The organism is Streptomyces sp. NPDC058000 (genome assembly GCF_042886435.1).
GTDB lineage: Bacteria > Actinomycetota > Actinomycetes > Streptomycetales > Streptomycetaceae > Streptomyces.
On the sequence record NZ_JBHVQS010000055.1, the window covers coordinates 1 to 24,712 of the forward strand.

Annotated in this window: 16 protein-coding genes; 3 read left to right on the forward strand and 13 right to left on the reverse strand. The window is 71.7% G+C overall.

All coding sequences use genetic code 11. The features are described 5' to 3' along the window. Nucleotides 1-355: 355 nt before the first annotated feature. The 13 genes from ACFVT2_RS34385 to ACFVT2_RS34445 form a co-directional block, all read right to left on the reverse strand. Nucleotides 356-1,477 (reverse strand): tyrosine-protein phosphatase, encoded by a 1,122-nt coding sequence (locus ACFVT2_RS34385; RefSeq protein ID WP_390024427.1) that lies wholly within the window; start codon nucleotides 1,475-1,477, stop codon nucleotides 356-358. 231 nt (nucleotides 1,478-1,708) lie between these two features. Continuing rightward, on the reverse strand, nucleotides 1,709-6,919 hold the full coding sequence (locus tag ACFVT2_RS34390) for a beta-ketoacyl synthase N-terminal-like domain-containing protein (protein ID WP_390024429.1): 5,211 nt from the start codon (nucleotides 6,917-6,919) through the stop codon (nucleotides 1,709-1,711). A gap of 66 nt (nucleotides 6,920-6,985) precedes the next feature. Further along, on the reverse strand, nucleotides 6,986-7,177 hold the full coding sequence (locus tag ACFVT2_RS34395) for a ferredoxin (RefSeq protein ID WP_016574086.1): 192 nt from the start codon (nucleotides 7,175-7,177) through the stop codon (nucleotides 6,986-6,988). Nucleotides 7,178-7,269: 92 nt separating this feature from the next. Then, complete coding sequence (locus ACFVT2_RS34400) at nucleotides 7,270-8,445, reverse strand: cytochrome P450 (protein WP_100602589.1); 1,176 nt, start codon at nucleotides 8,443-8,445, stop codon at nucleotides 7,270-7,272. A 31-nt stretch (nucleotides 8,446-8,476) separates the two neighbouring features. Next, the gene (locus ACFVT2_RS34405) at nucleotides 8,477-9,535 is read right to left on the reverse strand and encodes a DegT/DnrJ/EryC1/StrS aminotransferase family protein (RefSeq protein ID WP_016574084.1); all 1,059 of its coding nucleotides are present in this window, start codon (nucleotides 9,533-9,535) and stop codon (nucleotides 8,477-8,479) included. Nucleotides 9,536-9,591: 56 nt separating this feature from the next. Beyond that, nucleotides 9,592-10,980 (reverse strand): glycosyltransferase, encoded by a 1,389-nt coding sequence (locus ACFVT2_RS34410; RefSeq protein ID WP_100602588.1) that lies wholly within the window; start codon nucleotides 10,978-10,980, stop codon nucleotides 9,592-9,594. Between the two features lie 216 nt (nucleotides 10,981-11,196). Then, the gene (locus ACFVT2_RS34415; protein ID WP_390024433.1) at nucleotides 11,197-12,858 is read right to left on the reverse strand and encodes a GMC oxidoreductase; all 1,662 of its coding nucleotides are present in this window, start codon (nucleotides 12,856-12,858) and stop codon (nucleotides 11,197-11,199) included. A 249-nt stretch (nucleotides 12,859-13,107) separates the two neighbouring features. After that, the gene (locus tag ACFVT2_RS34420) at nucleotides 13,108-14,760 is read right to left on the reverse strand and encodes a hypothetical protein (RefSeq protein WP_390024435.1); all 1,653 of its coding nucleotides are present in this window, start codon (nucleotides 14,758-14,760) and stop codon (nucleotides 13,108-13,110) included. A 25-nt stretch (nucleotides 14,761-14,785) separates the two neighbouring features. Then, the gene (locus ACFVT2_RS34425) at nucleotides 14,786-16,723 is read right to left on the reverse strand and encodes an ABC transporter ATP-binding protein (RefSeq protein WP_390024437.1); all 1,938 of its coding nucleotides are present in this window, start codon (nucleotides 16,721-16,723) and stop codon (nucleotides 14,786-14,788) included. Between the two features lie 274 nt (nucleotides 16,724-16,997). Beyond that, nucleotides 16,998-17,618 (reverse strand): 2OG-Fe(II) oxygenase, encoded by a 621-nt coding sequence (locus ACFVT2_RS34430; RefSeq protein WP_390024439.1) that lies wholly within the window; start codon nucleotides 17,616-17,618, stop codon nucleotides 16,998-17,000. 13 nt (nucleotides 17,619-17,631) lie between these two features. Then, a complete protein-coding gene (locus ACFVT2_RS34435) occupies nucleotides 17,632-18,417 on the reverse strand; it encodes an SDR family NAD(P)-dependent oxidoreductase (RefSeq protein ID WP_390024441.1) in 786 nt (261 codons plus the stop codon). An 85-nt stretch (nucleotides 18,418-18,502) separates the two neighbouring features. Further along, nucleotides 18,503-19,240: a class I SAM-dependent methyltransferase gene (locus tag ACFVT2_RS34440; RefSeq protein WP_390024443.1), complete on the reverse strand. Its 738-nt coding sequence runs from the start codon at nucleotides 19,238-19,240 to the stop codon at nucleotides 18,503-18,505. A 19-nt stretch (nucleotides 19,241-19,259) separates the two neighbouring features. Next, the gene (locus ACFVT2_RS34445; RefSeq protein WP_390024445.1) at nucleotides 19,260-20,036 is read right to left on the reverse strand and encodes a DUF6071 family protein; all 777 of its coding nucleotides are present in this window, start codon (nucleotides 20,034-20,036) and stop codon (nucleotides 19,260-19,262) included. A 675-nt stretch (nucleotides 20,037-20,711) separates the two neighbouring features. On the opposite strand from ACFVT2_RS34445, the gene ACFVT2_RS34450 reads away from it, so the two are divergent. Genes ACFVT2_RS34450 through ACFVT2_RS34460 form a run of 3 tightly spaced genes read left to right on the forward strand, consistent with a single transcriptional unit; the run spans nucleotide 20,712 to nucleotide 24,705 of the window. Beyond that, the gene (locus ACFVT2_RS34450) at nucleotides 20,712-22,184 is read left to right on the forward strand and encodes a carbamoyltransferase (protein WP_390024447.1); all 1,473 of its coding nucleotides are present in this window, start codon (nucleotides 20,712-20,714) and stop codon (nucleotides 22,182-22,184) included. 55 nt (nucleotides 22,185-22,239) lie between these two features. Beyond that, a complete protein-coding gene (locus ACFVT2_RS34455) occupies nucleotides 22,240-23,091 on the forward strand; it encodes a glycosyltransferase family 2 protein (protein WP_390024449.1) in 852 nt (283 codons plus the stop codon). A 9-nt stretch (nucleotides 23,092-23,100) separates the two neighbouring features. Then, nucleotides 23,101-24,705, forward strand: coding sequence for a hypothetical protein (locus tag ACFVT2_RS34460; RefSeq protein ID WP_390024450.1), 1,605 nt, complete (start codon nucleotides 23,101-23,103; stop codon nucleotides 24,703-24,705). Nucleotides 24,706-24,712 lie beyond the last annotated feature (7 nt).

Genomic DNA, 24,712 nt, shown 5'->3' on the forward strand with positions numbered 1-24,712 from the left:
GCTCCGGTGCGACGCACCGGAGCAACGGACTTTCCGCGCGCTCAGGGCGAGGGAACCCCGCCGGGCGCACCGTGCTCAGCGGTCGAAGCGGGGCGTGATCTCCTTCCAACGCCCGCGAGCGGAGAAAACGCACCGAGGGGCCCGACTTGCCGGGTCGCATCCGCCAGGGGAAACCCCGCGGATGCCGGCCGGGAACCACGGGAACCACGGGAACCGCGGGAACCGCGGTGCCGGCACGTCACGGTCAACGACGACGGCCCTTCCGGCAGCGCGCCGGAAGGGCCGTTTCTCCGTACGTTCCCACTGCCGTCCCTCAGCAGTCTGTCTGCGGCCCGTCCGCGGGCCGGGCGGCCGGTCAGGCGACGAGCAGCGTCTCGCGCAGCCGCTCCAGGTCCTGCTGGCTCAGGCCCAGCCCCTGCCGAAGATAGGTGTCGAAGGTGCCGAACTCCGCCTTGACCTCGTCGAAGGCCGTGTTGAGGTACCGGATCCTGGCGTCCAGGATCGGCTTGAGACGGGCGGCCGTGGCAGGCGTCTCCTTGGCGAGGGACTCGGCGTTGTGCGCCGCCATGTAGTCGTTGGTGGCCAGGTAGTCCCGCATGACCGTGTCGCGGTCCACCCCCAGGGCCGTGAGGAGGGCGGCGCTGCCCCAGCCGGTGCGGTCCTTGCCGCCCGTGCAGTGAAAGGCCATCGGGACGGCCTCGGGGGTGTCGGCGAGCCGGAACAGCGTGCGGTAGGCGTCGAGCGCGGAGCCCTTGGAGACGTACGTCCGGTAGGTGCCGGCCATCATCCGCGCGGACGCCGCGGCCGTGGCGGGCAGTACAGGATCGACGTCCCCGCCCATGACGTCGGCGGTGACGTAGCGCGCGCCCGCCGGCACCCGGTCCGGGGCCTCGGCGCGCTCGGCGGGCATGCGCAGGTCCAGATCCGTACGGATGCCCAGTCGCTGGAGCACGGCCAGGTCGGCGTTGGAGAGCCCGTGCAGGCCATTGGTGCGGTACAGCACGCCCATCTTGACCCACCGGCCGTCGGTGGTGCGGTAGCCGCCCACGTCGCGGAAGTTGGGCGCGCTCGGCAGGTGCAGCGAGCGGTCGGCGAGGGTGAGCGCGTCACCCTGGTCGGGGACCAGGCGGAACCACTGGCGGTCGACGGCGGGCAGCCCGCGCACGGTGACGCGGGCCTCGGAACCGCCGCGCGCCACGGCCCGGCCGTCGGCGTACACGGTCACCGAGGCGACGCCAGGCGCCCTCCAGGCCACGAGGAACGAGCCGTCCTCCTGCTGGGTCACCGTGGCGTCGGTGAACGGTATTCCGTGTGCGGTGAGCGGCGTCCGCGGGGCGTGCTGGCTGGTTTCGGGGGGTGGCCCGAGGGGGTCGGCTGCGGCGAGCGGCGTGGCGCCCCCCACCGCCGATACGGCGGCCACGAACGAGATGGCGATGCGGCGGGCGGACAACACCGCCGCTGTGGAAGGAGAATTCATGACGAGACCATACGGTCCGAAATAGACAGGAATTAGCTAGTTTTGTGCAGCGGTCGGGCCACTCCGGGGCACCGCGTCCGGCGGGCCGACGCGCAGGCGCTGCCGGCGCTCCCCATGGGCAACGGGCCGTGCGGGGCCCGGTCGACCTAAGGACGACCGGACCCCGCGCCGGAACCCCGGCCTTGGTCGACGGTGGTGGGCGCCCCGGAAGGCGCCTGCCCCACCTGCCCGTCAGCTCTCCGCGTCCATCAGACGGAACAGGTCCTCGTCACTGGCCGACGCCAGGTCCAGCGCCGCACCGGAGCCGGGGTCGGCACCACCGTCCGCCCCCCGCGCCCCGGCCGTCACCGCCTTCAGCCGCGCCATCGCCTCCGCCGGCACCTCCGCGCCGGCGGCGAGCAGGGCGTCCAACTCGGCGACGAGCGAGGCCACATCGCGACCGGGAGCGACCTCCGGCGCGAGCCGGTCGCGCACGAGGCGGACCACGGCGTTCGGCTTGGGGTAGTCGTAGACGAGCGTGGCGGGCAGGCGCAGTTCCGCGGCCGCGATCAGGCGGTTGCGCAGTTCGACGGCGTTCACCGAGTTGACGCCCAACTCCTTGAACGTGCGGTGGCCGTCGTCGGCGGACAGCTCCTGGCCGCCGAGCACGGCCGAGGTCTCGGCGAGGACCAAGGCCAGCACGAGTGCGTCCTGCTCGGCGTTGTCGAGACCGGACAGGCGGGACGCCAGGCCCGACGGCTCCGGGTCGGCCGCCGCCGCGTCGCCGGCCGACCCGGCGCCCGCCCCCTCGGCAACGCGGTCCGCCGGGCCCACGGGCACCGGCGCCAGCCAGAACCGCCGCCGCTGGAACGCGTACGTGGGCAGCGGCACACCCCGCACTCCGGGCAGCACCGCGTCCCAGTCGACCGGCACGCCGTGGAGGTGCAGCCGGGCGACCGCGGTGAGCAGGGCCTGCCGCTCCGACGCCCCGCCGCGCAGGCTCGGCAGCACGGCCGCCCCCGGCTGCGCGGCATCCGACTCCAGGCACTCGTCGATCATCGGTGTGAGCGCCGGCTCGGCGCCCAACTCCAGGAACCCGGTGACGCGCGCCTCCCGGAGGCGGTCGATCGCGTCCCGGAACCGCACGGACCGCCGCACGTGCCGCACCCAGTGCTCCGGATCCCGCGCCTCCGCCTCGGTCAACGGCCGGCCGGTGACGGTGGAGACGAGCGGAACGGCGGGCGCGGAGAACGACAGCGCCCCGACGACCTCGCGGAACGCGGCCAGCATGGGTTCCATCAGTGGCGAGTGGGGCGCGGTGCTCACCGTGAGCCGACGGGTCTTGTGGCCGGCGGCCGCCAGCCGGTCGGTGAGGGCGACGAGCGGTTCCTCGGCGCCCGAAAGCACGAGGGAGTGCGGCCCGTTGACGGCCGCGACCGCCACCGAGTCCGCCACCTCCGCGAGCCACGGCAGCACCTCGTCCTCCGTGATGCGCACCGCCACCATCGCACCCCCGGGCGGCAGGGCGCCCATCAGCCGACTCCGGGCCGCCACCAGGGTGCACGCGTCCCGCAGTCCGAGCACGCCCGCCACGTGCGCGGCGGAGATCTCGCCGACCGAGTGCCCCACCAGGTGGTCGGGGGCCACGCCCCACGACTCGAACAGCCGGTACAGGGCGACCTGGACGGCGAACAGCGCCGGCTGGGTGTAGGTCGTGTCGTCGAGGAGGGCCGCCTCATCGGAGTCGGGGGCCGCCCACATCACCGATGTCAGCGGCCGTTCCAGCAGCGGGTCCAGCGCGGCACAGACCTCGCGCAGGGCCCGCCCGAAGACGGGGAACGCCTCGGCGGCCGCGCGCCCCATGCCGTTGCGCTGGCTGCCCTGCCCGGAGAACACGAAGGCCAGGTCGCCCGGCGCGGCGTCGTGCGGAGTGACTCCGGAGGAGCCCTCGCCCCGCCCGAACCGGAGTGCCGCGGCGAGCAGTTGGTCCCGGTCGGCGCCGCTGACGACGGCCCGGTGCCGGTGCACGGCACGGGTGGTGGCCAGGGCGTGGGCGACGTCCTGGGCGCGCAGCGCCGGGTCGGCGGCCACGTGTTCGGCCAGCCGCCGTGCCTGCGCGCGCAGCGCCGCCGGACTGCGGGCGGACACCACCCACGGCACGGCCGGCTCACCGGTCGGCTCCGGGGCCCCGGCCGGCGCGCCAGCCGGCACCTCACCGGTCGGCTCCTGCGCCGCGGCGGCCGGCGGTTCCTCGACGATCACATGCGCGTTGGTGCCGGTGAGCCCGAACGAGGACACGCCCGCCCGCCGCGTCGTTCCGTCCTCGCGCAGCCAGGGCCGGGCCTCCGTCAGCAGCCGTACCGCACCGGCGGACCAGTCGACCTTGGTCGAGGGCACGTCCACGTGCAGGGTCCTGGGCAGCACGCCGTGGTGCAGCGCGAGCACGGTCTTGATGACGCCGACGATGCCGGCGGCGGCCTGCGTGTGACCGACGTTCGACTTCACCGACCCCAGCCACAGCGGCCGCTCCGCCGGCCGCTCCCGGCCGTAGGTGGCGAGCAGGGCCTGGGCCTCGATGGGGTCGCCCAGCGGTGTGCCGGTGCCGTGCCCCTCCACGGCGTCCACGTCCTGCGGCAGCAGTCCGGCGTCGGCCAGCGCCTCGCGGATGACGCGCTGTTGCGCGGGGCCGCTCGGCGCGGTCAGCCCGTTGGAGGCACCGTCCTGGTTCACGGCGGATCCCCGCACCAGGGCCAGGACCCGGTGGCCGTTGCGCCGGGCGTCGCTCAGCCGCTCCAGCAGGAGCAGCCCCGCGCCCTCCGACCACGCGGAACCGTTCGCGGCGTCCGCGTACGCCTTGGCGCGGGAGTCGGGGGACAGCGCCCGCAGCCGCGAGAAGTGCGCGAAGGGCGTCGGGGTCGCCATGACGGTGACGCCGCCGGCCAGCGCCAGGTCGCTCTCGCCCGACCGAAGGGACCGGCAGGCCAGGTGCAGGGCGACGAGGGACGACGAGGAGGCGGTGTCGACCGTCAGCGCGGGGCCTTCGAGCCCGTAGGTGTAGGCGATGCGCCCCGAGATCGCACTGGCGGAAGCGCCGGTGATCAGCATGCTCTCCCACGCGCGGGGCACGGCGGACGCCTGCGCGCCGTAGCCGCGGTCCATCGCGCCGGTGAACACACCGGTGCGGCTGCCCTTCAGGGACCCCGGTTCGATGCCGGCCCGCTCGAACGTCTCCCAGGCCGCCTCCAGCAGCAGCCGCTGCTGCGGGTCGGTCGCCGTCGCCTCCTGGTCGGACAGACCGAAGAAGCCCGCGTCGAAGTCGCCCGCGTCGTGCAGGAACCCGCCTTCGCGGGCGTACGAGGTCCCGGGGCGGTCCGGGTCCTCGTCGAACAGCCGCTGCAGGTCCCAGCCCCGGTCGTCCGGGAACGGGGACATCGCATCGGTACCGCCGGCCAACAGGTCCCACAGCGCCTCGGGGGAGTCCGCCCGGCCGGGCAGCCGACAGGCCATGCCGACGATCGCCACCGGGTCGGCACCGTCGGCCGGCACGCCCCACGCGGCTGCGCGGGGCGGGTCTTCCTGCTGGACCAGTGCGCGGGCGACGGAGAGCGGATCGGGACGGTCGAAGGCCAGCGTGGCCGGCAACGGCAACCCGGTCTCCTCGCACAGCAGGCTCCGCAGCCGTACCGAGCGGAGCGAGTCGAGGCCGAGCCGACGGAAGTCCGCGTCGGGGGCGAACGGAACCGCGGCGCCCCCCTCCCCGAGCACCCGGCCGACGCAGTCCCGCACGAGGTCCAGCGCCTCCTCGACGGTGGCCGGGGGGACGGCGCCGGGCCGGGCCGACACCGCTGGCGCCGCACCACCGGCGAGCAGCTCCGTGAGCCGCCGCCGGTCGAGCTTGCCGGCGGAGGAGCGGGGGAGCGTGCGCACCGCGACCAGTTCGACGGGGATCTTGTGCTCGGCCACCCCCAACCCCCGCAGGAACGCCGTCACCTCGCCCAGCCCGAGGGCGGGGTCCGCCTCCTCGGTCACGACCAGGCAGGGATACTGCCCCAGCCGGTCGTCCGGCGCTGCGACCACGGCCGCCGGCCCCAGGCCGGCGAGGCCCGCGAGCAGCCCCTCGACCTCCGGGGCGGCGAACTTCCGGCCCGCCGTATTGATCAACTCGGCGGTCCGGCCGTGCAGCACCACCACCCCGTCCGCGTCGACGGCAGCGAGGTCGCCGGTCCGCAGCCACCCGTCGTCGGTGAGGGCCGCACGCGTCAGCTCCGGATCGCGGAAGTAGCCGCGGAACAGCCCGGGCCCCCGGTACTGGAGTTCACCGATCGCGCCCGCCGCGCACACCGCGCCGTCCGCGTCGACGCTCCGCAGTTCCACGCCGTCGACCGGGCCGCCGACACTGCCGTCGGGGTCCTGCGCCCGGGTGCGGGTGCCGGTGCCGATCTCGGACATCCCCCACACCACGACCAGTTCGCAGGCGAGCGCCGCCCGCACCCGCACGGCGAGCGCGGGCGCGACCGCGGCGCCCGCCGTCCGCACCTGGTGGGGGGCGAACCCCGCCGGCCCCTCCGACGACTCCAACCGGCCGACGACGTCCCACAGTTGCGTGGGGACGGCGAAGACGACGCGCGGGTCGTGCTCCCGGGCCAGGGCCAGGAAACGGTCCGCGTCCCAGTCGGTGAGCACGACCTGGCGGCAGGCGGTGGACAGCGCCGCGTGCACGGCCTGGAGGCCGAACAGATGGGTCATCGGGCAGGCCGTGAGGACCGTGCCTGCGAAGGCGTCGGCGGCCTCGGCGGTCACGGCCGCGGTGTTCGACAGCAGGCCGTCGTGGCTGTGCAGACACAGCTTGGGTCGCGGCGAGGCCGTCCCGGACGACGGGACCAGGACGAACGGAAGGTCGGGGGTGACCTCCACCGGCCGGGGCCCGCTGCCCGCCCAGGCCGCCAGCAGCCCGTCCAACGAACCGACCCCCGGCTCCGCACGGCCGGTCGCCGGCCCGCCGGCCAGCAACACCCCGCGCAGCGACGGCACGCCGTCCAACAGCGCACGGGCCGTCGCCGGACCCTCGCCCTCGGCGCCCGACAGGACGAGGAGGACGGGCTCCGCGCGGTCCAGCAGCGCGCGGACCTCACCCACCGCGGTGCCCTGGTGCAGGGGCAGCAGCACCGCCCCGACGGCCGCGACCGCCAGGTGCAGGGTCTGCAACTCCCAGCTGTTCGGCAGCCGCACCGCCACCACGTCGCCGGGCGCGACGTGCGACTCCTGGAGGCCGCGGGCCAGCGCGTCGACGTCCGCCCGCCACTCGGCCCACGTCCACGAGCGGTCCCCGTCGACGAGGGCCACCGCATCGGGCGCGGACGCCACGGCGGACGCGAACACCTCGGGGAGCGTGCGGCCCCCCGGCGTGCCAGTGCCGTCGGACGGCGGGTCGATCACATAGTCATCGGTGTGGACGGGCACCATCACTCCCGGATGTCGAGCGCTTGCGTCGGTTGGGGGATCCGGCAGGTGGATCGCCCGGTGCGGGCGTCAGCCCTCGTGTGCGGTGATCGCCCCGGAGGGGCACAGCGCCGTCGCGATGCGGACCTTGGCCGCCTCGTCGGGGCCGGGCGCGGCGAGCAGGGTGACGATCCCGTCCTCGTCCTGGTCGAAGACCTGTGGCGCGGACAGCACGCACTGGCCCGCGCCCACGCAGCGCTCCGAATCGATGGTGATACGCATGCCGATGTCTCTCCTGCAAGGGGATTGGGGTCCACCGGCGGCCACTGGCGCACCGCGCGGACGGGACTGGCCTTCCGTTGGCGGGACGGTGCCTACCAGCGGACGGGAAGCTGCTCCAGGCCGTAGAGCACGCCGTCGTACTTGATGCTCAAACCCTCATCGGGAACGGCGAGTTGGATGTCGGGAATGCGCTCGAAGAGCTTGCGGTAGGCGATCTCCATCTCGACCCGCACCAGGTTCTGGCCCAGGCACTGGTGGATCCCGTAGCCGAACGCCACGTGATGACGGGCGCTCCGGGAGGGGTCGAACATGTGCGGGCACTCGAAGGCGCTCGTGTCGTGGTTGGCCGCGGCGATCAACGGCACGATGCCGTCGCCCGCCTTGATGAGCTGCCCGCCGATCTCGACGTCCTCGACGGCCACCCGCAGGGACACGATGTCGGCGACCGAGTGGAAGCGCAGGGTCTCCTCCACCGCCCGGTCGTCACCGATCCACTGGGGGTTCCGCAGCAGTGTGACGACGCCCAGCGCGATGTTGTTGGCAGTGGTCTCGTGGCCGGCGATGAGCAGCAGCATCAGCACGCCCGACAGCTCGTGCGGTGCGATCGAACCGGCTGCCAGCAGCCGGCTGATGAGGTCGTCGCCGGGCCACTTCGCCTTGATGCCCACCAGCCGCTTGATGTAGCGCAGCAGCTCCTTGACGGCGGTCTCGCGCTGCGCGTCGGTCGAGGCGCGGAGCGAGACCAGGGTGCGGGTCCGGGACTCGAAGAAGTCGCGGTCGGAGGGCGGCACGCCGAGCAGTGTCGAGATCACCAGGGACGGCACGGGCAGTGCGTAGTCCGCGACGAGGTCGGCGGAGTTGCCCGCGGCCAGCATCGCGTCGAGGCGCTCCTCCACCGTGCGCTCGATCGCCGGGCGCAACCCCCGGATGCGCCGCACGGTGAATTCGGGGATGAGGGCCTTGCGGAACCGGTCGTGTTCGGGGGAGTCCAACCCCACGAACCAGCCGGGGATCTGCTCCTGCGTGGGCACGCCCACCGTCCCGACGTTGGGGAAGCCCTTGTGCGAGGGGTTGGAGCTGATCCTTGAGTCGGTCAGCACGGTGCGCACGTCCTCGTGCCGGGTGACCAGCCACGCCCGGGCGCCGTTGGGCAGGCGCGAGAGGACCAGCCCCTCGTGGTCGCGGTACCCGTCGTAGTCGGGCGGCGGGAAGGGCACGCCGGGTTTGCGGGTGGGGAAGTCCACCACCACCGGGTCCGAGTGCGTCATGAACGGAATTTCCTCTCTCCGACGGGGTCGATCAACGGACGCCGTAGAAGGCCCGGATCTTGCTGACGATGAAGTCCTGGTCGGCGGGGGACAGGTCGGTGTGCGTGGGCAGGTAGAGCCCGTCCTCGGCGAACTCGCTGGCCTTGAGCGACGGCCAGTCGGGGTCGAAGTACATGGGCTGCCGGCTCATCGGCTTGAAGAAGAGCCGGGTCTCGATGGAGTGGTCGGCCAGGAACGCCTGGAGCTCCGCCCGGCGTTCCGCCCGGAGGTCGTACATCCACAGCACGTCCCGCGGGGGCATCAGCGTGATGCCGGGGACGTCGGCCAGCCCCTCGTCGTAGTGCTTCTCGATCCTGCGGCGCACTTCGAGGATCTCGTCGAGGCGTTCGGTCTGCGCCAGGGCCACGGCGGCCTGCATGGCCGTGATGCGGTAGTTGTACGCCAACTTCTTGTGCAGGAAGCTGTGGTCCTTGGTGAAGGCCATCGCCCGCAGGTGCGCGATCTGGTCCGCGAGCTTGGGGTCGTCGGTGAGGCAGATGCCGCCCTCGCCGGCCGTGATGATCTTGTTGGCGAACAGCGAGTAACAGGCGATGTCCCCGGTCGGCCGGACGCCGTGCGCCTCGGCGCTGTCCTCCACGACCTTCAGGTTGTACTGGAACGCGATGTCCATGATCGCGTCCATGTCGCAGCGCCGCCCGTAGACGTGGACCGGCATGAGGACCTTCGTCCGCGACGTGATCTTCTCTTCGATGCGCGAGACGTCGATGTTGAGGTCGTCTCCGCAGTCGACGAACACTGGAGTGGCACCCGTGTACGTCACCGCCCACGCGGAGGCCACCATCGTGAACTCGGGGACGATCACCTCGTCGCCGGGACCGACTCCCAGGGCGCGGAGCGCCAAGGTCAGTGCGGTCGTGCCGGACGAACAGGCCACGCCGTGCGCGGTCCCGTTGTAGTCGGCGAAGGCCTGCTCGAAACGCCGGACCATCGGCCCCTGCGACGATATCCACCCGTCCTCGACCGTCGCGGTCAGGTACTCCAGCTCGCGTCCGTTCAAAGCGGGCCGGGAAACGGGATATGTGAACGACATCCGCTACCTCATCCTCTTCGTATTTCCACACGCCCGACGCGCGCGCACGGGCTTCTTCACTGGTGGGCCCCGGCGAGAACCGGCAGCCCGAGGATCAGGTCGGCGGCTGCCGCCCGACCGCCCGCCGCCCGCTGCAGAGCACCGAGTCGCTCCGCATTCCTGCGGAAGGAGGGGGTTTCCAGCACGCGGGTCAACTTGTCGACCACGTCATTGACGTCCATGTCCCGAGGCTGGTCGAGGGTCAGGCTGATGCCGAAGTCCCGGCCCCGCACCGCCTGGTCGTAGCAGTCCACCCACAACGGCCGGACCACCAGGGGCTTTCCGAAATACATGCCCTCGTTGTAACCATTGCCGCCGGCGTGCGTGAAGAACACCTTCACGTTCGGATGCGCCAGCACGTCCAGTTGGGAGGGCACCCAACTCTCGATGCGCAGGTTGCCCGGCAGCGTCTCCTTCGGCGGCAACAGGTGCTGCTGCTCCGACGGCAGCTTCCACAGCACCTGATGCCGTCCTTCGAGGCGCCGGGCCACCTCCACCATGGAACTCACCTGATCCCGGGTCAGCCGGGTGATCGTCCCGAACCCCGCGTAGACCACCGAGGTCTGCGCGTCCAACCAGGTCGACAGCTCCTCGTCGTCTGGAGCCTCCGGCAGGGGCGGCACCATCGTCCCGACCAACCGCATCTGCGACGGAATGCGCACCGGATAATCCAGCTCGGCAATCGAATTGCACAGCACCAGCTCGGCGCTTTCGATCCGCTCCATCGGGCTCATCGACGACAGCCCGTGTTCCTTCCGCCGCCGGGTGTCCTGCGCCACCACCTTGCTCATCCGCGGCGCCAGGAACAGTGCCAGCGTCCGCCACTTGAACAACTGGTTGCTGATCTGCTGCGCCAACGTCATGCGATACGGCAGTCCGGTGTGCGGGACGGGAAAGCCCCACGGCGTGTACCCCTTCCCGAACGGCGTGAAAGCCGTCAGCACGTTGCTCGGTGCGAACGGCACGCTCAACACGAAGGGAATTCCCCGCGAGATGGCCAGCTCGATGCCGAACCCGCTGATGCAGTCGATGACCATCAAAGCCGGCTGGACCTCGTCGACGATGGCCGCCAGTTTCCGGAACTTCGCATCCTGCGCCGCCGGCACGAACGAGTGCCTGATGACCGCGCGATGCGCCTTGAACCGCGACGACTGGGTGATCTCCCGGTAGATCTCGTCGCTCCACGTCACCGCGGACAGCTCGCTGACGACCTCCCCCAGCGAGCCGAATTCCACCGGGGAGCCCACCGAAATCCGCTTCACGTCCGCACGCCGCGGCTCATCGGTGGCGAACCAGAGGTCCGGCACGTTCCGCCGGGAGAGTTCCTCGGCGAGGACGAGCAGCGGGTTGGCCAGCCCACTTTCCGGAAGACTGACGAAAAGGATCGGCCGTCGGGCGGAGTCCATGGATTCCCTTTCAGCGAGGACGGACGGGGTTCGGCGAGCACGCCCCTGCGCGGATCGACTGGCCGCACCTCTCTTTGATCTCACGCCGGCCACCGGAAAATCCGTAGACCCGGGTTTGGGCCTCGGCGCAGGCCCGGACGCCACGACGCCCCTGGTCGACAGGGGCGTCGTCGGGCGCGCCCTGGGGCGCGCCCGATGGGTCAGCGGTCAGAACACCTAGGCAGCGGTGCGCACGTCCTCCGCGATGACCCGTTCGATGTTCCGCTCGGCCAGCGCCGTGATGGTCACGAAGGGATTGACCCCGATGGAGCCCGGGATGAGCGCGCCGTCGGTGACGTAAAGGTTGTGGTAGCCCGCGACCCGGCCGTAGTCGTCGGTGGCCTTGCCCAGGACGCAGCCGCCGAGCGGGTGGTAGCAGAAGTCGTCGGCGAAGTTCTTCAGTTGCGGCCCGAACAGGTCGTAGCGGTACATCGTCGTGTTGGCCTTGTTGATCCGGTCGAACAGTGACTTCGCGGCCGCGACCGCGGGCGCGTTCTGCTCGCGGGTCCAGCGCAGCATCGCCCGGTCGGTGGCCTTGTCGTAGACGAAGGAGCCGCGCTGGGGGTTCTTGGTGATCGCCAGGTAGAGGCTCACCCAGGTCTCCAGACCGGCCGGCATCGGCGCGATCTCCGCGAAGACCGGGGCGTCGGGGTTGTCCCAGTCGTCGATCCCCAGGGCGGGGATCGACGACTGGTGGGCACCTGTGGGATTCCACACGTGGTTGGCCCGCCCGGTCATGATGTTGCCGTTGGGACCCCAACCCTCCCCGACCTCGGAGTTGAGGCGGGGCAGCGCGCCGGTGTCCCGGGCCCGCACCAGCAGCTCGGTGGAGCCGAGGCTGCCGGCACCGAGGAACAGGTGGCCGCAGGAGATCTCCTTCTGGGCGAGGACCTTGCCGTCGGCGTCGATCTGCTCCACGGACAGCACGTAGTTGCCGTCCGCCTGCTGGCGGATCGCCTTGACCCGGTGCAGGGTCTCGATGGTGACCTTGCCGGTGCCCAGCGCGGCGGCCAGGTACGTCTTGTCCAGGCTCTGCTTGCCGCCGTTGTTGCCGTAGATGACCTCGCCCGCCAGCGCGGACTTGGGGACCTCTCCGGCCGCCTCGCGCCGCATGTGGTCGAAGTCGTAGACGTTGGGGACGAAGGTGGTGCTCAGGCCCGCCTTGCTCGCCTGCTCGCGCGAGACCCGCGCGAACTGGTACCACTCCGTCTCCTCGAACCAGCTCTTGTCGATGTGGTTCACCTTGAGCATGGAGTTGGCGCGCGGGAAGTACTGCTCGTACATCTTGGCGGCGTCCACCTGGGGCAGCACCTCCTCGAAGTACGTGCGCTTCGGGACCACGGCCATGCCGCCGTTGACCAGCGAGCCGCCGCCGACACCCCGACCCACGTACACCGACATCTGGTCGAAGTGCACCTTGTCGAGCACGCCCGCGTACGGGGTGATGTCGCGGTTGATCACGTCCAGCCACAGGAACGAGCCCAGCGGCGCCTCGGTGCGTGACTTGAACCAGCTGGAGCGGCGGTCGGGCTTGAGCATTCCGCAGAAGATGTTGCCGTCGTCCGCGGGCTGGTTCCACAGCTGGCCCATTTCGAGCATGAGCGTCGGAACACCGGCCTCGCCGAGCCGCAGCGCGGATACCGCGGCGCCGTACCCCGTGCCGATGACCACGGCCGGTACGAACGTGCCGCTGCCGGCCTGCGGACTCTGTCGTTCGCCGGCCGTGGCACGCGGGGCGGCGGTGATCGTGGTCATTCCGGCGGCGGCGGCGCCACCGAGGGCCGCCAGCCCGAGCAGACGTCGCCGTGACAGATGCTGGTTCTGCTGGTTCTCGAACACGTTGAGGGTACCTGGCCTTCGCCGACAGGACTTTTCCCCGCAGGGCTGATCCGCGGGGCCGTCCCGGTGGGAATCGCGGGCCGTCCATCAGCCCGAGCCGCCGCGCGCCCCCATCCTGATCACGAAAGACTGCGGGAAATGCCAGAAGTATGACGGCCCTTTACCGGCTACAATGCGCCGCCCCTCCACATCGTGCCGGCTCCTCCAGCGGGCGGTCAGCGGGAAATCGTGCCGCGACCGGGCGCGGGCTCAACGTGGTTCGACCTCGCCGTCCAGGCCGGCGGGTGGTCCGCCGTCGGTCGGCGGGACGGCGATGTCGAAGAGCACCTTGTCGCGCAGGCGGACGAAGGTACGGGACTCCGCGTGGAAGTAGACCTCCCGATAGCGCACCTGGACGCCGGTGATGGGGCCGTGGTGCGGTCGGTAGCCGGGCAGGTCGCCCCAGTAGTAGTAGTGGCTGCCCGGCGCCCTGAGCCAGCGCAGGGCCCGCGGCAACGGGTTCTTGGCGACGCCGGCGTTGATCCGCGCGACGAGACACGCGAGGTACCGGACGTGCCGCTCCCGGTACGAGCCGTCCCAACGGCAGGTCCCGTAGCGGGACTTGAGGTGCGGCAGCGCTTCGCCGTCGGGGCCCAGGGCGAGCAGTCGATCGCGCAATGCGGGGTCCCATACGCCTCCCATGGCGAAGGTGAGGACGGGCTCGGTCGCCAACGGGTTGCCGACGGACCGTCCGTACTCCCGGTCGAAGGGGCGCATGAAGTCGTTGTAGAGGCCGACGGTGTGGCCGGGTCGGGTCCGGGCGCACCAGTACACGCGGGCCGTGAACGGCGTGTCCCACCAACCCAGTTCGGTCGGACGCCAGGCCACTCCGCAGAGCACCAGGGCCAGTACGGCGATGCTCAGGAGCCACGGTCCCCACCCGTACATCTCGGCCTGCACCGGCGCCGGAGCCCGGAGCAGCAGCACGGCCAGTACCGCGCCGAGGGCGATGTGCTCCCAGAACAGCAGCCCCGAGGCCACCGCGACGGCCAGGTTGAACAGCACGGCGCCGACGACGGCCGCCAGGAGCAGCCAGCGGTTCGCGTAGGCCACCAGGCCCATGCCCTCGACGGCGAGGGTGGCCGCATTGAGCCCGACGGTGAAGGGCGCCAGCGCTCCGATGATGCGGGCTGCGGCCGGTTCGGACAGGCAACGGGCCCAGCCACGGGCGTAGGCCGCGGCGATGAGCAGCTCGGTCCGGTTGTCGGTGATCCAGGACCACGGCCTCGGGCCCAGTCTCACCTTGCTCCGCGCGGGCACCACGTAGTGCGACAGGTGGACCAGGCCGAGCAGCATCAGCAACCCGGCCGTACTGTCCGTCGGTTGCGGGCCGGCCAGCGCGTCGTACCCGGCGCCGACCAGGGACCAGCCGAACGACACCTTGACGACGCGTACGCACGCCTTGGAGTGGTGCGTCCAGCCGCCCAGCCGGCCGCAGACCGCGATCGCGGCCGGGTACGACAGGGCCGGCCAGACGAGCGCCGCGACGCCGAGCAGGGCACCGGCGACCCGGTCCGCTCGCTGCCAACCCAGCTCGCGGGCCGCGTCGTAGTCGGCCGAGAGGTGCTTCCAGAGCAGGATCGCCAGGGCGGTCGGGGACAGCAGCGCGACGCCCCCGGCAGGGATGCGGCCGCACGCGAACGCGAGAGCGGTGAGCGGGGCGAGGAGCAGGGCGACCAGGACGACGTCCGCGCGGCGCGCCGACCGTTCGGGGTGGGTGCCGTTCAGCGCCCCGCCCGGGAAGACGCCCGCGCCCAGGCGCCCGGCGCACCAGCGGGCCGTGGGCGCGAGCACGCATCGGTAGAGCGCGATGGTGGCCGCGCACTCGACGGCGATGCGGGGGAGGCCGTGCGCTGGAATCATCGCTTCTCCGTGGGTCGGAGCGGTGTCAGCTGTGCGCGGCGCGCTGCAACGCGTAGGCGCCCGCGTAGTCCTGGTCGGCGGTCAGGAGCTCGTCATGGGTGCCCTGCTCGACCAGGCGGCCGCGCCGGAGCACCAGGATGCGGTCGCAGTGGCGGGCGTTGGCGAGCCGGTGGGTGATGATCAGGACGGTCCGGTCGCCCGCGAGTCCACGGATCTGGTCGATCACCCGGGCCTCGGCGCGGGCGTCCATCGCCGAGGTGGGCTCGTCGAAGAAGAGCAGCGGCGCGTCCCGGAAGTACCCCCGGGCGACCGCGATCCGCTGCCACTCACCGCCGGACAGCTCACAGCCCTGGGCGAACTTCTTCGACAGCAGGGTCCGGTAGCCGTTCGACAGGGAGGCGATGGCCCGGTCCGCCCCCGCCGTGACCGCGGCCTGCGTCGAGAGCTCGTGGGTCGGGTCGGTGCGGTCGTGCCGGCCGATGGTGATGTTGTCCCGGGCGGTGCTCGGCCAGCGGGCGGGGCTCTGCATGACGAAGGCGACGCGTTCGTGCAGGGACTGCGGGGTGAATCCGGCGATGTCCTGGCCGTCCCAGCAGATCGTGCCGTGTGTGGGCCGGTACAACCCGGCGAGCAACTTCGCCAGTGTGCTCTTGCCGGACCCGTTCTCCCCGACCAGGGCGACGACCTCGCCACGCCCGATGGTGAAGGACACGTCCCGCAGGGCCGGAGCGTTCTCCCCGGCGTAGGCGAAGGTCAGGTTGCGGACCTGGATCTCGGAGAACGCGGGGGGACAGGGCAGTCCGGGGCGGAGGTACGTGCGCCGTTCGGACTGGCGGAGGAACGTGGCGAACTCCTCGACGTGCAGGCCCAGTTTGAACAGTTCGCGGGTGCCGTCGATGACCCCGATCAGCGCGGCCTGGGCGGACTTGGTCGCCAGCACGGCCGCGCCGGCCAGGGAGAGCGGCAGGGCGCTCGTGGCCAGGAGGGCGCCGAGGGCGGTGTAGGAAGCAGCGGTGCCGATGCCGCCGAGGGCGCGGCCGACGGCGGTGCGGTGGGCCTGCGCGACACCCACCCGCGTCTCCTCCTGCTCGACGGTCGCGGCGAGCCGTTGGTACTGGGCCAACAGGGCCTCACGCGCGGTGCAGGCGCGGATCTCGGCGGCGAAGTCCGGGTCGGTGAGCGGCTCGGTGCACATCCGCAGCCGGCGACGCAGGAGCCACACGGCCAGGCCGTTGGCGTACTCCAACCGGGCCGCGCTCAGCATGCCCCATGCCTGGGGCAGCAGCGACATGGTGAGCAGCGGCAGGAGCAACGGATCCAGGTCACCGAGCACGGCCGCCGCGCCGAGGAGCGCCACTGCCGAGCCGACCCACTTGCAGAACTGTTCCGCGGCCGCGGGCACGAAGCGCATACCGCGGTCCTTGACCCGGTTCAACAGATCGTGCCAGTCGGCATCCTCGAAGGCCGCCAACTCGACCTCCACCGCGCTCTGACACAGCCGCTCCTCCAGATAGCGCTGTACGGCGGGGACGAGCACCGCACGGGCATGCTCCGCACCGGACACCAGGACGCCGCGCACCGCGTACCAGAGTGCCACCGCGATGAGGGCGGGCAACGCGCCACGGATGCGGTCCGGGGTGGGGGCCTGGGCGAACAGGTGGGCCAGGATGCCGCGGGTGGCGAGCAGTCCGAGCGCGGTGGCACAGCCGGCGCCCGCCTCGGCCAGTAGCACGCCGGCGGTCGCCGGGCGGTGCGCGGCCCAGGACAGCGCGGCGATCTGCCGCAGCAGCCCGGGCAGTCGGCGCAGCAGCTGCCAGGTACGCAGGTCGGTGGCCTCGGTGGCGACGTTCGATGCGAACGTCGCCGTCAGATCGGCGTCCAGCACCGTCGACAGCGCCCGGGGAGCGCCGTCCTGAACTTCGGCGCGCGGTGGTGTGCGCGGGGAGCGTGGCTTCTTGATCATGGTTCCTCCGCCCCGATCAACCACCGGGGCGGAGAAACGACACGACGCCGGGAGAGCGCCCCACCTTCGAGCTAACGGAGTGTGCGCAGTGGCGTATCGGCGGGGCGAGCACGTCGGCGGGGTGGTGAGCGCTACCGGCGACACGGGCAGGGGAGTTGCGTCACGGGGTGGGGCGGGGCGGGGGTGACCTCGACGGCGGCCTGGGAACAGCTCCGCCCGCGCGGGATGCGCAGGGTGCCGTGCCGGTCGAGGCTCCTCGTCGGAGCGCATGTCGTTACCGCCACATCTCCACCTGGAAGGTCAGCCGGAACTCGTGCGCATCCTCGGCAACCGGGGCGACGGAGTGCCAGGAGCGGTGGGAGCGGACGAACAGCACCGAACGGCCGTTGCCGGGGGACACGGTGGCGAGCGGGGGCGTCCCGGCGGCGCCGCCGGTGCGCACCTCGAACTGGCCGCCGGACGCGGCGTCCCACCGCTCGTTGAGGTAGAAGACGTGGGTGGCGGACTTCCCCGGCTTGTCGGTGTGCGGGGAGATCCGGTCGCCGGGCCCGAACGCGAACAGCCCGATGTCGAAGGCGCAGTCCCGCACGTCCAGGTCCAGCAGCGACCGCACCCACGTGCGGTAGCCGCCATCGTCGAGGGCGTCGACGAGTCGGTGCCAGGCCGCGCCGAGGCCGGCCAGGGCGGGAAGCGGCTCGCCGCGTCGGACCAGCGGTACGACGGACATCCGGTAGGTCTTGTCGCCGCCGGAGTCCCGGCAGGAGCGGGGGAGTACGGCGGCGGGCGGGTACTGGGCCCGGATCTGCCGCAGTCCGTCCGGTGTGATCAGGCCCTGGACCTCGGCCCAGCGGTAGGGCTCGTCGTGCACCCGTGCCGGGGCGCGCAGGTTCAGCATGAGGTGGCCCTCCTCACGGCAGTCGGGCGATCGGCTCGGCCTGCGGCGGCTGGGGGACACGCGCGCCGAAGGACACCTCGGGCACGCCCTCCCGGCCCGGTACCCCACTGCGCAGGATCTGGACTTCCTGGAAGGGGGCGGTCTGCCGGCGGACCAGGTCCCAGATGATGCCGGCGACCTCGCCGGGGTCCATCATGTGGCCGTAGTCGATCTCCAGCCCGGTGTGGAAGTCGGGCACCGCCAGTCCACCGGGGTTGATCAGTGTGACGCGGGAACCGCCGTGCGCGGCGGTCAGTTCGGGTACCAGGTTGCGGGTCAGGGTGGCCTGCGCCGCCTTCAGGCCGCAGTACAGGGACTCCCGCTCGCGCCGTTTCCAGGACGAGGACGAGGCGATGGTGACCAGGTGCACCGGCCCCTCCTGTGCGGCCAGCAGGCGGCGCAGGAAGAGCACGGGTCCGGTGAACAACAGGTGTGTCAGCCCGGTCAGTTCGGCCTCTTCGGTGTCTGTCAGCGGCTTCTTCAAGAACGCGCCCGCTACCCAGAACACGTAGGCCGGGGTCGGCATGGCGATGTCGGCGGTGCGGACGCTGTCGAGGTCGGTGAGGTCCAGTCTCCTGGTGTCGAAGCCGGTGGCCGTCGGCACGGTGTCCGCCGAGCGGCCGTAGACGACGGTGGTGAGGCCCGCCGCGCGGGCGCGCAGCGCGAGCTGGTGGCCGAGGCCGTGCGTGCCGCCGATCACGGCCGCGGCGCGGTGGGTGTGCGGGGGAGCGGTGTGCGGGTTCTGTTCCGGCTGGGTCACGTGCCCTCCTGGGGAAGCAGATCCGTGGTGCCCAACTCCTCGGCCAGGCACGGCAGTTCGGCAGCGCGGACGCCTCTGCCGAGGGTCACCCGGGGACGTCCTCCCGCCGGCCGAAGGTGAGGAGCAGGTACCACGGCTGGGTGGTCAGCGCGTCGAAGCGCTTGCCGAACGCCGCCCGGTGTTCCTCGTCCGGGCGTGGTTCCAGCAGTCCGCGCAGTACGAGGCCCGCCTGGTGCGCGCTGTCCAGGGCGTCGGAGAGCGGTCGGCGGAACCAGCGGACGGACAGCGGGGCGCCGCCGTCCGTGGCCTCCCATTCCTCGTGCACCTCCTCGATGGCGTAGTAGTCGCCGCTCGGGGACAGCCGCAGCTCCGCCATCGGGTGGCCGGTGGAGACGACCACGATGCCGCCGGGCGCGAGGACGCGCCGTAGTTCGCCCAGCGGTGCCGCCCAGTCGCGCAGGTAGTGCAGCATCAGTGAGGCGACGACCACGTCGAAGGACCGGTCGGCTGCGAAGGCGAGCGGCTCGCGCAGGTCGTGGACGTGGAATTCCGCGCCGGCGACCCGTTCCCGGGCGAGCCCGACGAGCGTCGGGCTGGTGTCGAAGGCGACCACGTGCGCGCCGCGGGTGACCAGCTCCCGGGTGAGCAGACCGCCCGCGCAGCCGGCCTCCAACACCCGGCGGCCGGCCAGGGCGCCGCAGACGGCGAGGACGGCCGGTCGTTCCACCAGCGTGTTGTAGGGGCTGGCGGCGCTGTGCCGGTCGTAGCGTTCGGCGAACGTCTCGTACTGGTTGCCTGGGGCCCCGGCTCGGTCGGACACCATCGGACCTTTCTCTGGGTGGTCAGGGGTAGAGGAAGTCGCGGTTGGCGGGACGGAAGCGGCGCCGGGTGAAGGGCGGCTCCGCGGGGTCGGGTCGGACCGGGGCTTCGGCCGCGGGGCGTTGGATCAGACGGTGCTTCATGATGTGCGACGCCAACTTGTGCGCCCAGACCTCGTGTCCGTCCTCTGCCGGGTGGCGGCCCTTCCAATCGGTGCCGGCCGCCCGTAGCACGTCGGCCATCGCGCCCTCGGGGTCGCCGAACCGGTACCACCGGGTGCGGTCGACGGCGGCCGTGCGGGCGGCGTCGGCCAGGCCCGCGCGACCGAAGGCGTCGTAGGAGCTCTCGATGGCGTCGAAGAAGAGGTACGGGATGCGGTGCAGCCGGAGGAACGCCTGGAGGCTGAGGGCCTGGGTGGCGAGGCGCTCCCCGCTCTCCACGTCGTGGAAGGCCACGTCCCGATAGACGTCGAGCAGTCGGCCCACCTCCGGGTGGGGGTGCGCTTGGTAGGGGATCACCTGGTGGTACGCCCCGTCCACGTAGAACTCGCGGCGTATCGCCCCGGACCAGCCGATGACGACCAGGACGCCGCGGTCGCGGAAGGACGGCTGCCGCTCGGTCAGCCAGCCGATGGTGGTGCGCAGGACCCGGTCGTTGGAGCCGGAGACGACGGCGTCGTTGACGATCTCATCGGCGTCGAGCACCTCCCCGAGCCGCCCCGGCCAGGCATGCGCCCGGCGGTACGCGTGCAGCTCCGGGTCGTCCGAGGTGTCGTCGACGAGCTCCATGCCGTACGTCATCGAGCAACCATTGGCATAAAGAATCAATGATTCGTCCTTCGCCATCGATCCGGCCGTCGTGAAATGCTGCGCAGAACGTGATCCTCGCCCCCAGGGTACGGGTCGCTTCCAGAATGTCCATGGGACACCCTGAAGCCCGCTCGACTGGCCGGAAAGGACCCTCTTCCGACCTTTCCCGGGGATGGTTACGCTGGCTTTCGGCAACTCGGTACCGCTACCGTCTTCCGAGGTGGAAGGTAGGAATGCCATGGCGAGCGTGCGGCTCATCTGGCCTCCATACACGCGTAGTTGCTTTACCTCTGGTCGCCGCGCCCAGCTCTACGGTTCCTTCGGGAACGTGTGCTCAGCCCTGGTGGAGGAGGGCTGAGACGTGTGAGGTCCACGTGGTCAACGTGAACCGGAATGCCATGCGAGATCCTTTTTTATCAAGGTGATTGCGGTGCCATTTGGATACCGCCTGACTTTGTCGCCGTCGATGCTTTTGAGTGATTCGCCGCCCATGTTTTGTCATTTCCCCGGAGGTCGTCTGATCAATTCGTGGGGCTGCCGAGCACCGCGCCGCATTCCGCCCGCCGCCATGGTGACGGGCACCTCGCCGACCCCACCCCACCGCCGCCGCGAGGTGCCGACAGTCGCCACGCCGTACCGCCACGTCCTTGAGGAGCCTGCCCGCCGATGACGAACATCCTTGGCGTGTCCTGCCGTGGGCACGACGCGGCCGTCTCCGTCGTCCGCGACGGTGAGCTGGTGTACGCCTCGCACTGCGAGCGCTACAGCCGGGTGAAGAACGATCCGCAACTGGCCCCGGCGGCGGTGGCCGACGCCCTGAGCCGGGTCGACCGGATCGATGCGGTGGTCCACTACGAGCGCCCCCTGCACACCCGCACGCGCCAACTACGGGCCGGCCAGTTCACCTCCGCCCTCGACCGGCACGGACTGCGCGCCTACCTGCGGTCCGTCCCGGGCCTGCGCGGGGTGCCGGTACACACCGTCGGCCACCACGAATCCCACGCGGCCGGCGGCTACTTCACCTCCGGATTCGACGAGGCCGCCGTGGTCGTCGTCGACGCCATCGGCGAATGGGACACCATCTCGGTGTGGTCGGCCCACGGCACCACCCTGACCAAGGTCGCCGGCGTCCGCTACCCGCACAGCATCGGTCTGCTGTACTCCGCCTTCACCCAGCGCGTGGGCTTCAGGCCCAACGAGGAGGAGTACATCATGATGGGCCTCGCCGCTTACGGCACACCGGACCTCGCGGACCTGATCTGGGACGACTTCGTCCGCTGCGCCGACTGGCCGGACTTCCGGCTGACCCGCTCGGTGCACCGCGGCATCGCGGACTGGCGACCCCACCTCACCGACGCCGCCACCCTCGCCGCCGGCGTCCAGGAGGTCACGGAACGGCTGCTGGACGGGCTGTTCGCCTGGGCGGCCCGTACCGTCGGCTCCCGCAACCTGGTGTACTCCGGCGGGGTCGCGCTCAACTGCGCCTACAACTCCAGACTGGCGAGGTCCGGAGCGTTCGACCGGATCTGGATCATGCCCAGCCCGGGCGACTCCGGGAGCGCGATCGGAGCCGCCCTCGCCCACCTGCGCCGGCACGTCAGCTGGCCTGGCCCCTACCTCGGGCACGCCATCACCGGCGAGCCCGATCTCAACGAGGCGGTCCGCCGCCTGGTGCGCGGGGAGGTGATCGGACTGGCCCACGGCCGGTCCGAGTTCGGACCCCGCGCGCTCGGCAACCGCAGTCTGCTCGCTGACCCCCGCCCAGCGGCCGCCAAACGGAAGGTCAACGCGATCAAACGGCGCGAACAGTTCCGGCCCTTCGCACCCGCCGTACTGGCCCAGCACGCACACGACCTGTTCGACCTTCCGGTGCCGCACAGCCCCTACATGCAGTACGTGGCACCCTGCCGCGACCCCGAACAGCTCCTCTCGGTCTGCCATGTGGACGGCACCAGCCGCGTCCAGACGGTCCGACAGCCGGAGAACCCGGTCTTCCACGAACTGCTCACCCGCTTCCACCACGAGACGGGCTGTCCGGTGCTGCTCAACACCAGCCTCAACATCAAGGGCGAACCCCTGGTCAACACCCGTGCGGACGCCCAACGCTTCCAGGAGCGCCATGGCATCCCGGTCCTGTGAACCGGCCGGCCGACGGCGCGTGAACGCGCCGACGAGAGAGGAGAACGCAGCCTTGGTGAGCGACACCAGCGTGGTCATCCCGGTGTGGGACGCGTACGTGGACTCCCGACTGGACGACGCCATCCGCAGCATCCAGGGCCAGGGCCTGCCCGTCGAGATCATCCTCGTCGACAACGCCTCCACCGTCCCGCTGCCGCGGTACCCCGGCACCCGCCGGATCAGCTCGGCGCACCGGCTCAGCCTCGGCGCCTCGCGCAACCTCGGCCTGGGCTCCGTCACCACTCCCTACGTGGTGTTCTGGGACTCGGACGACACCATGCCGGCCGGTACCCTGCACGACCTCCACCGGGCGATGGCGCAGGCCGACGACGTCGTGGCCGCGGCCACCGCCATGCACCATCCGCTGACGCGGAAGCGCTACCCCTTCCCGCCGCACTGGGCCTACCACCTCGCCCCGCGGAGCCGGCTGTTCGCCCTCTGCAACACGGTCCGCCCGCTCTACCCCGGCCTGGGCAGCGTCCTGATGCGCACGGACGCCGTCCGCGAGGCCGGCGGCTACGACGACGCCAACCACGGGGAGGACTGGGCGCTCACGAGCGCACTGGCCTTCCGCGGGCGGATCGTGCTGACGCACCACCCCGGGCGCAGCTACCTCGCCACTCCCGACTCGCTCAGTTCCCGGCACCGTTCGCTCTTCGCGGTCTGGTCCCGCCGCTGCCGGGTCCGCCGCCGGCTGCGCGCGGATCCCGGTCTGCCGAAGGCAGGGAAGCGCTTGCTGCCGCTGCTCGCCGTCGCCCAGTGGTTCGACGTCGTGATCTTCCGGATCCTGCGTCAGCTGCTCCAGAAGGCGAACGGCACGGTGACCGGACCCATCCTGACCAACAGCAAAGGATCACCGACACCCTAGGGAGTGCTCATGGCGACAACCCCCTTGGTATTCACCTTCGTCTGCCACGCCGGCCCGCTGGAACCGCAGGCGGTCCTGCTGGCCGCCTCGCTCCGCCGGTACGCGCCGGACGTCCCCGCCGTCGTCGCCGTACCACAGCCGGAACGGACCTGGGGCGCACCGGCCGAGCACACCCTCGCCGCGTTCGCACGGTTCGGTATCGAGATAGCCCCGGTGAAGGTGCCCTTCGGCCGGGAACGTCCGCTCACCAACAAGATCGGGGCACTGCGGATCCCGGTATCCGCCGACCACCTCGTGCTGCTGGACAGCGACATCCTGGTGCTCGGACCGCTACTCGACCACCCGCTACTGAGCTCCACCGCCGACGTGGTGGCCAAGCCCGCCGACTTCCAGACCTACACCCGGGATCCGGCGGACTGGGAGCGCACCTACGCCGCCTGCGACGCGCGGGTCCCACCGAACCGGGTCGAGAGCACCGTCTCCGGACACCTGGGCCCACCGTTCTTCAACTCGGGCATGGTGATCACCCGACGTCCGCGGGAACTGGCCGATGTCTGGGAGCGGTGCGCACACGCGCTCGCAGCCACCGCGGGGCTGCCGTTCGCCCCGCACCGGTGGGACGACCAGCCCGCCTTCGCCGTCGCGGTGCACAAGGGCGGCTTCACCGTCGAGCACGCCACCGAGCAGCTCAACTACCCCGCACACGTCCGGGCGTTGCCCGAGGCCGGGCCGCCGCTGCTCTGCCACTACCATCGTCCGCGGGTGATCCGCATCGACCCGGTGCTGCGCGGCGTCGTCGCCGACCACGCCGCACGGTACCCCGAGGTCGCGCGGGTGCTGCGGGCACACTCCGAGTGGGCGCCGTTCGTGACCGGCACGTCCGGCGGACGGCGCGCGCCAGCACCGGACCTGCTGATCTCCGGCATCCCGGACGGTGGCGCGCACACCCTCTGCGACCTGCTCAACCGTTACGACGACGGCGTCGCACTGGTCGATCCGCCCGAGGTCGAGGGCTCCCTGCGGGAACATCAGCAGCCGTGGGGCGTACCGGTGTACCTGCGGGAGACCCGGACAGCCGTCGCCGACGGCCGGACGGAGTTCCGACCCACGTCCCCCGACTTCCTGCTCGCCGTGGCGAACAGCGACGGCGCCCTCCTCGCCCGCGCCGACGCGGTCCGCGCCGCGCTCCCCAGGACCCGGATCGCGCTCTGCGTGCGCGACCCCTATGACACCATCGCCGACTGGAAACGCGCCAACGATCGGCCGACGCCGCCCACCGCCTGGCTACCGGAGGCGGAACAGGCGGCCTGGCACCGTATCGACGCCGGCCCGGACCCGGCCGAACGCCTGGCACTGCGGTGGGCCTGGTGGGCCCGGCAACTGCTCAACCGGCCCGACAACACCGTGCTGGTCACCCACGAGCAGCTACTGAGCGATCCGCGGGCGGCGCTCGCCCCGGTCCTGGAAGGGCTCGACGCCGGGAGCGTCCCCACCGACCTGCCACGGCGCGGACCCGTCCGCGACCGCGGGGCGCTCGATGCCCGGGACCGCAAAGCCATCGCCGATATCTGCGTTCCGCTCGCCCACAAGCTCGGCATCGTCGTGCACCCGTAGCCGTGAG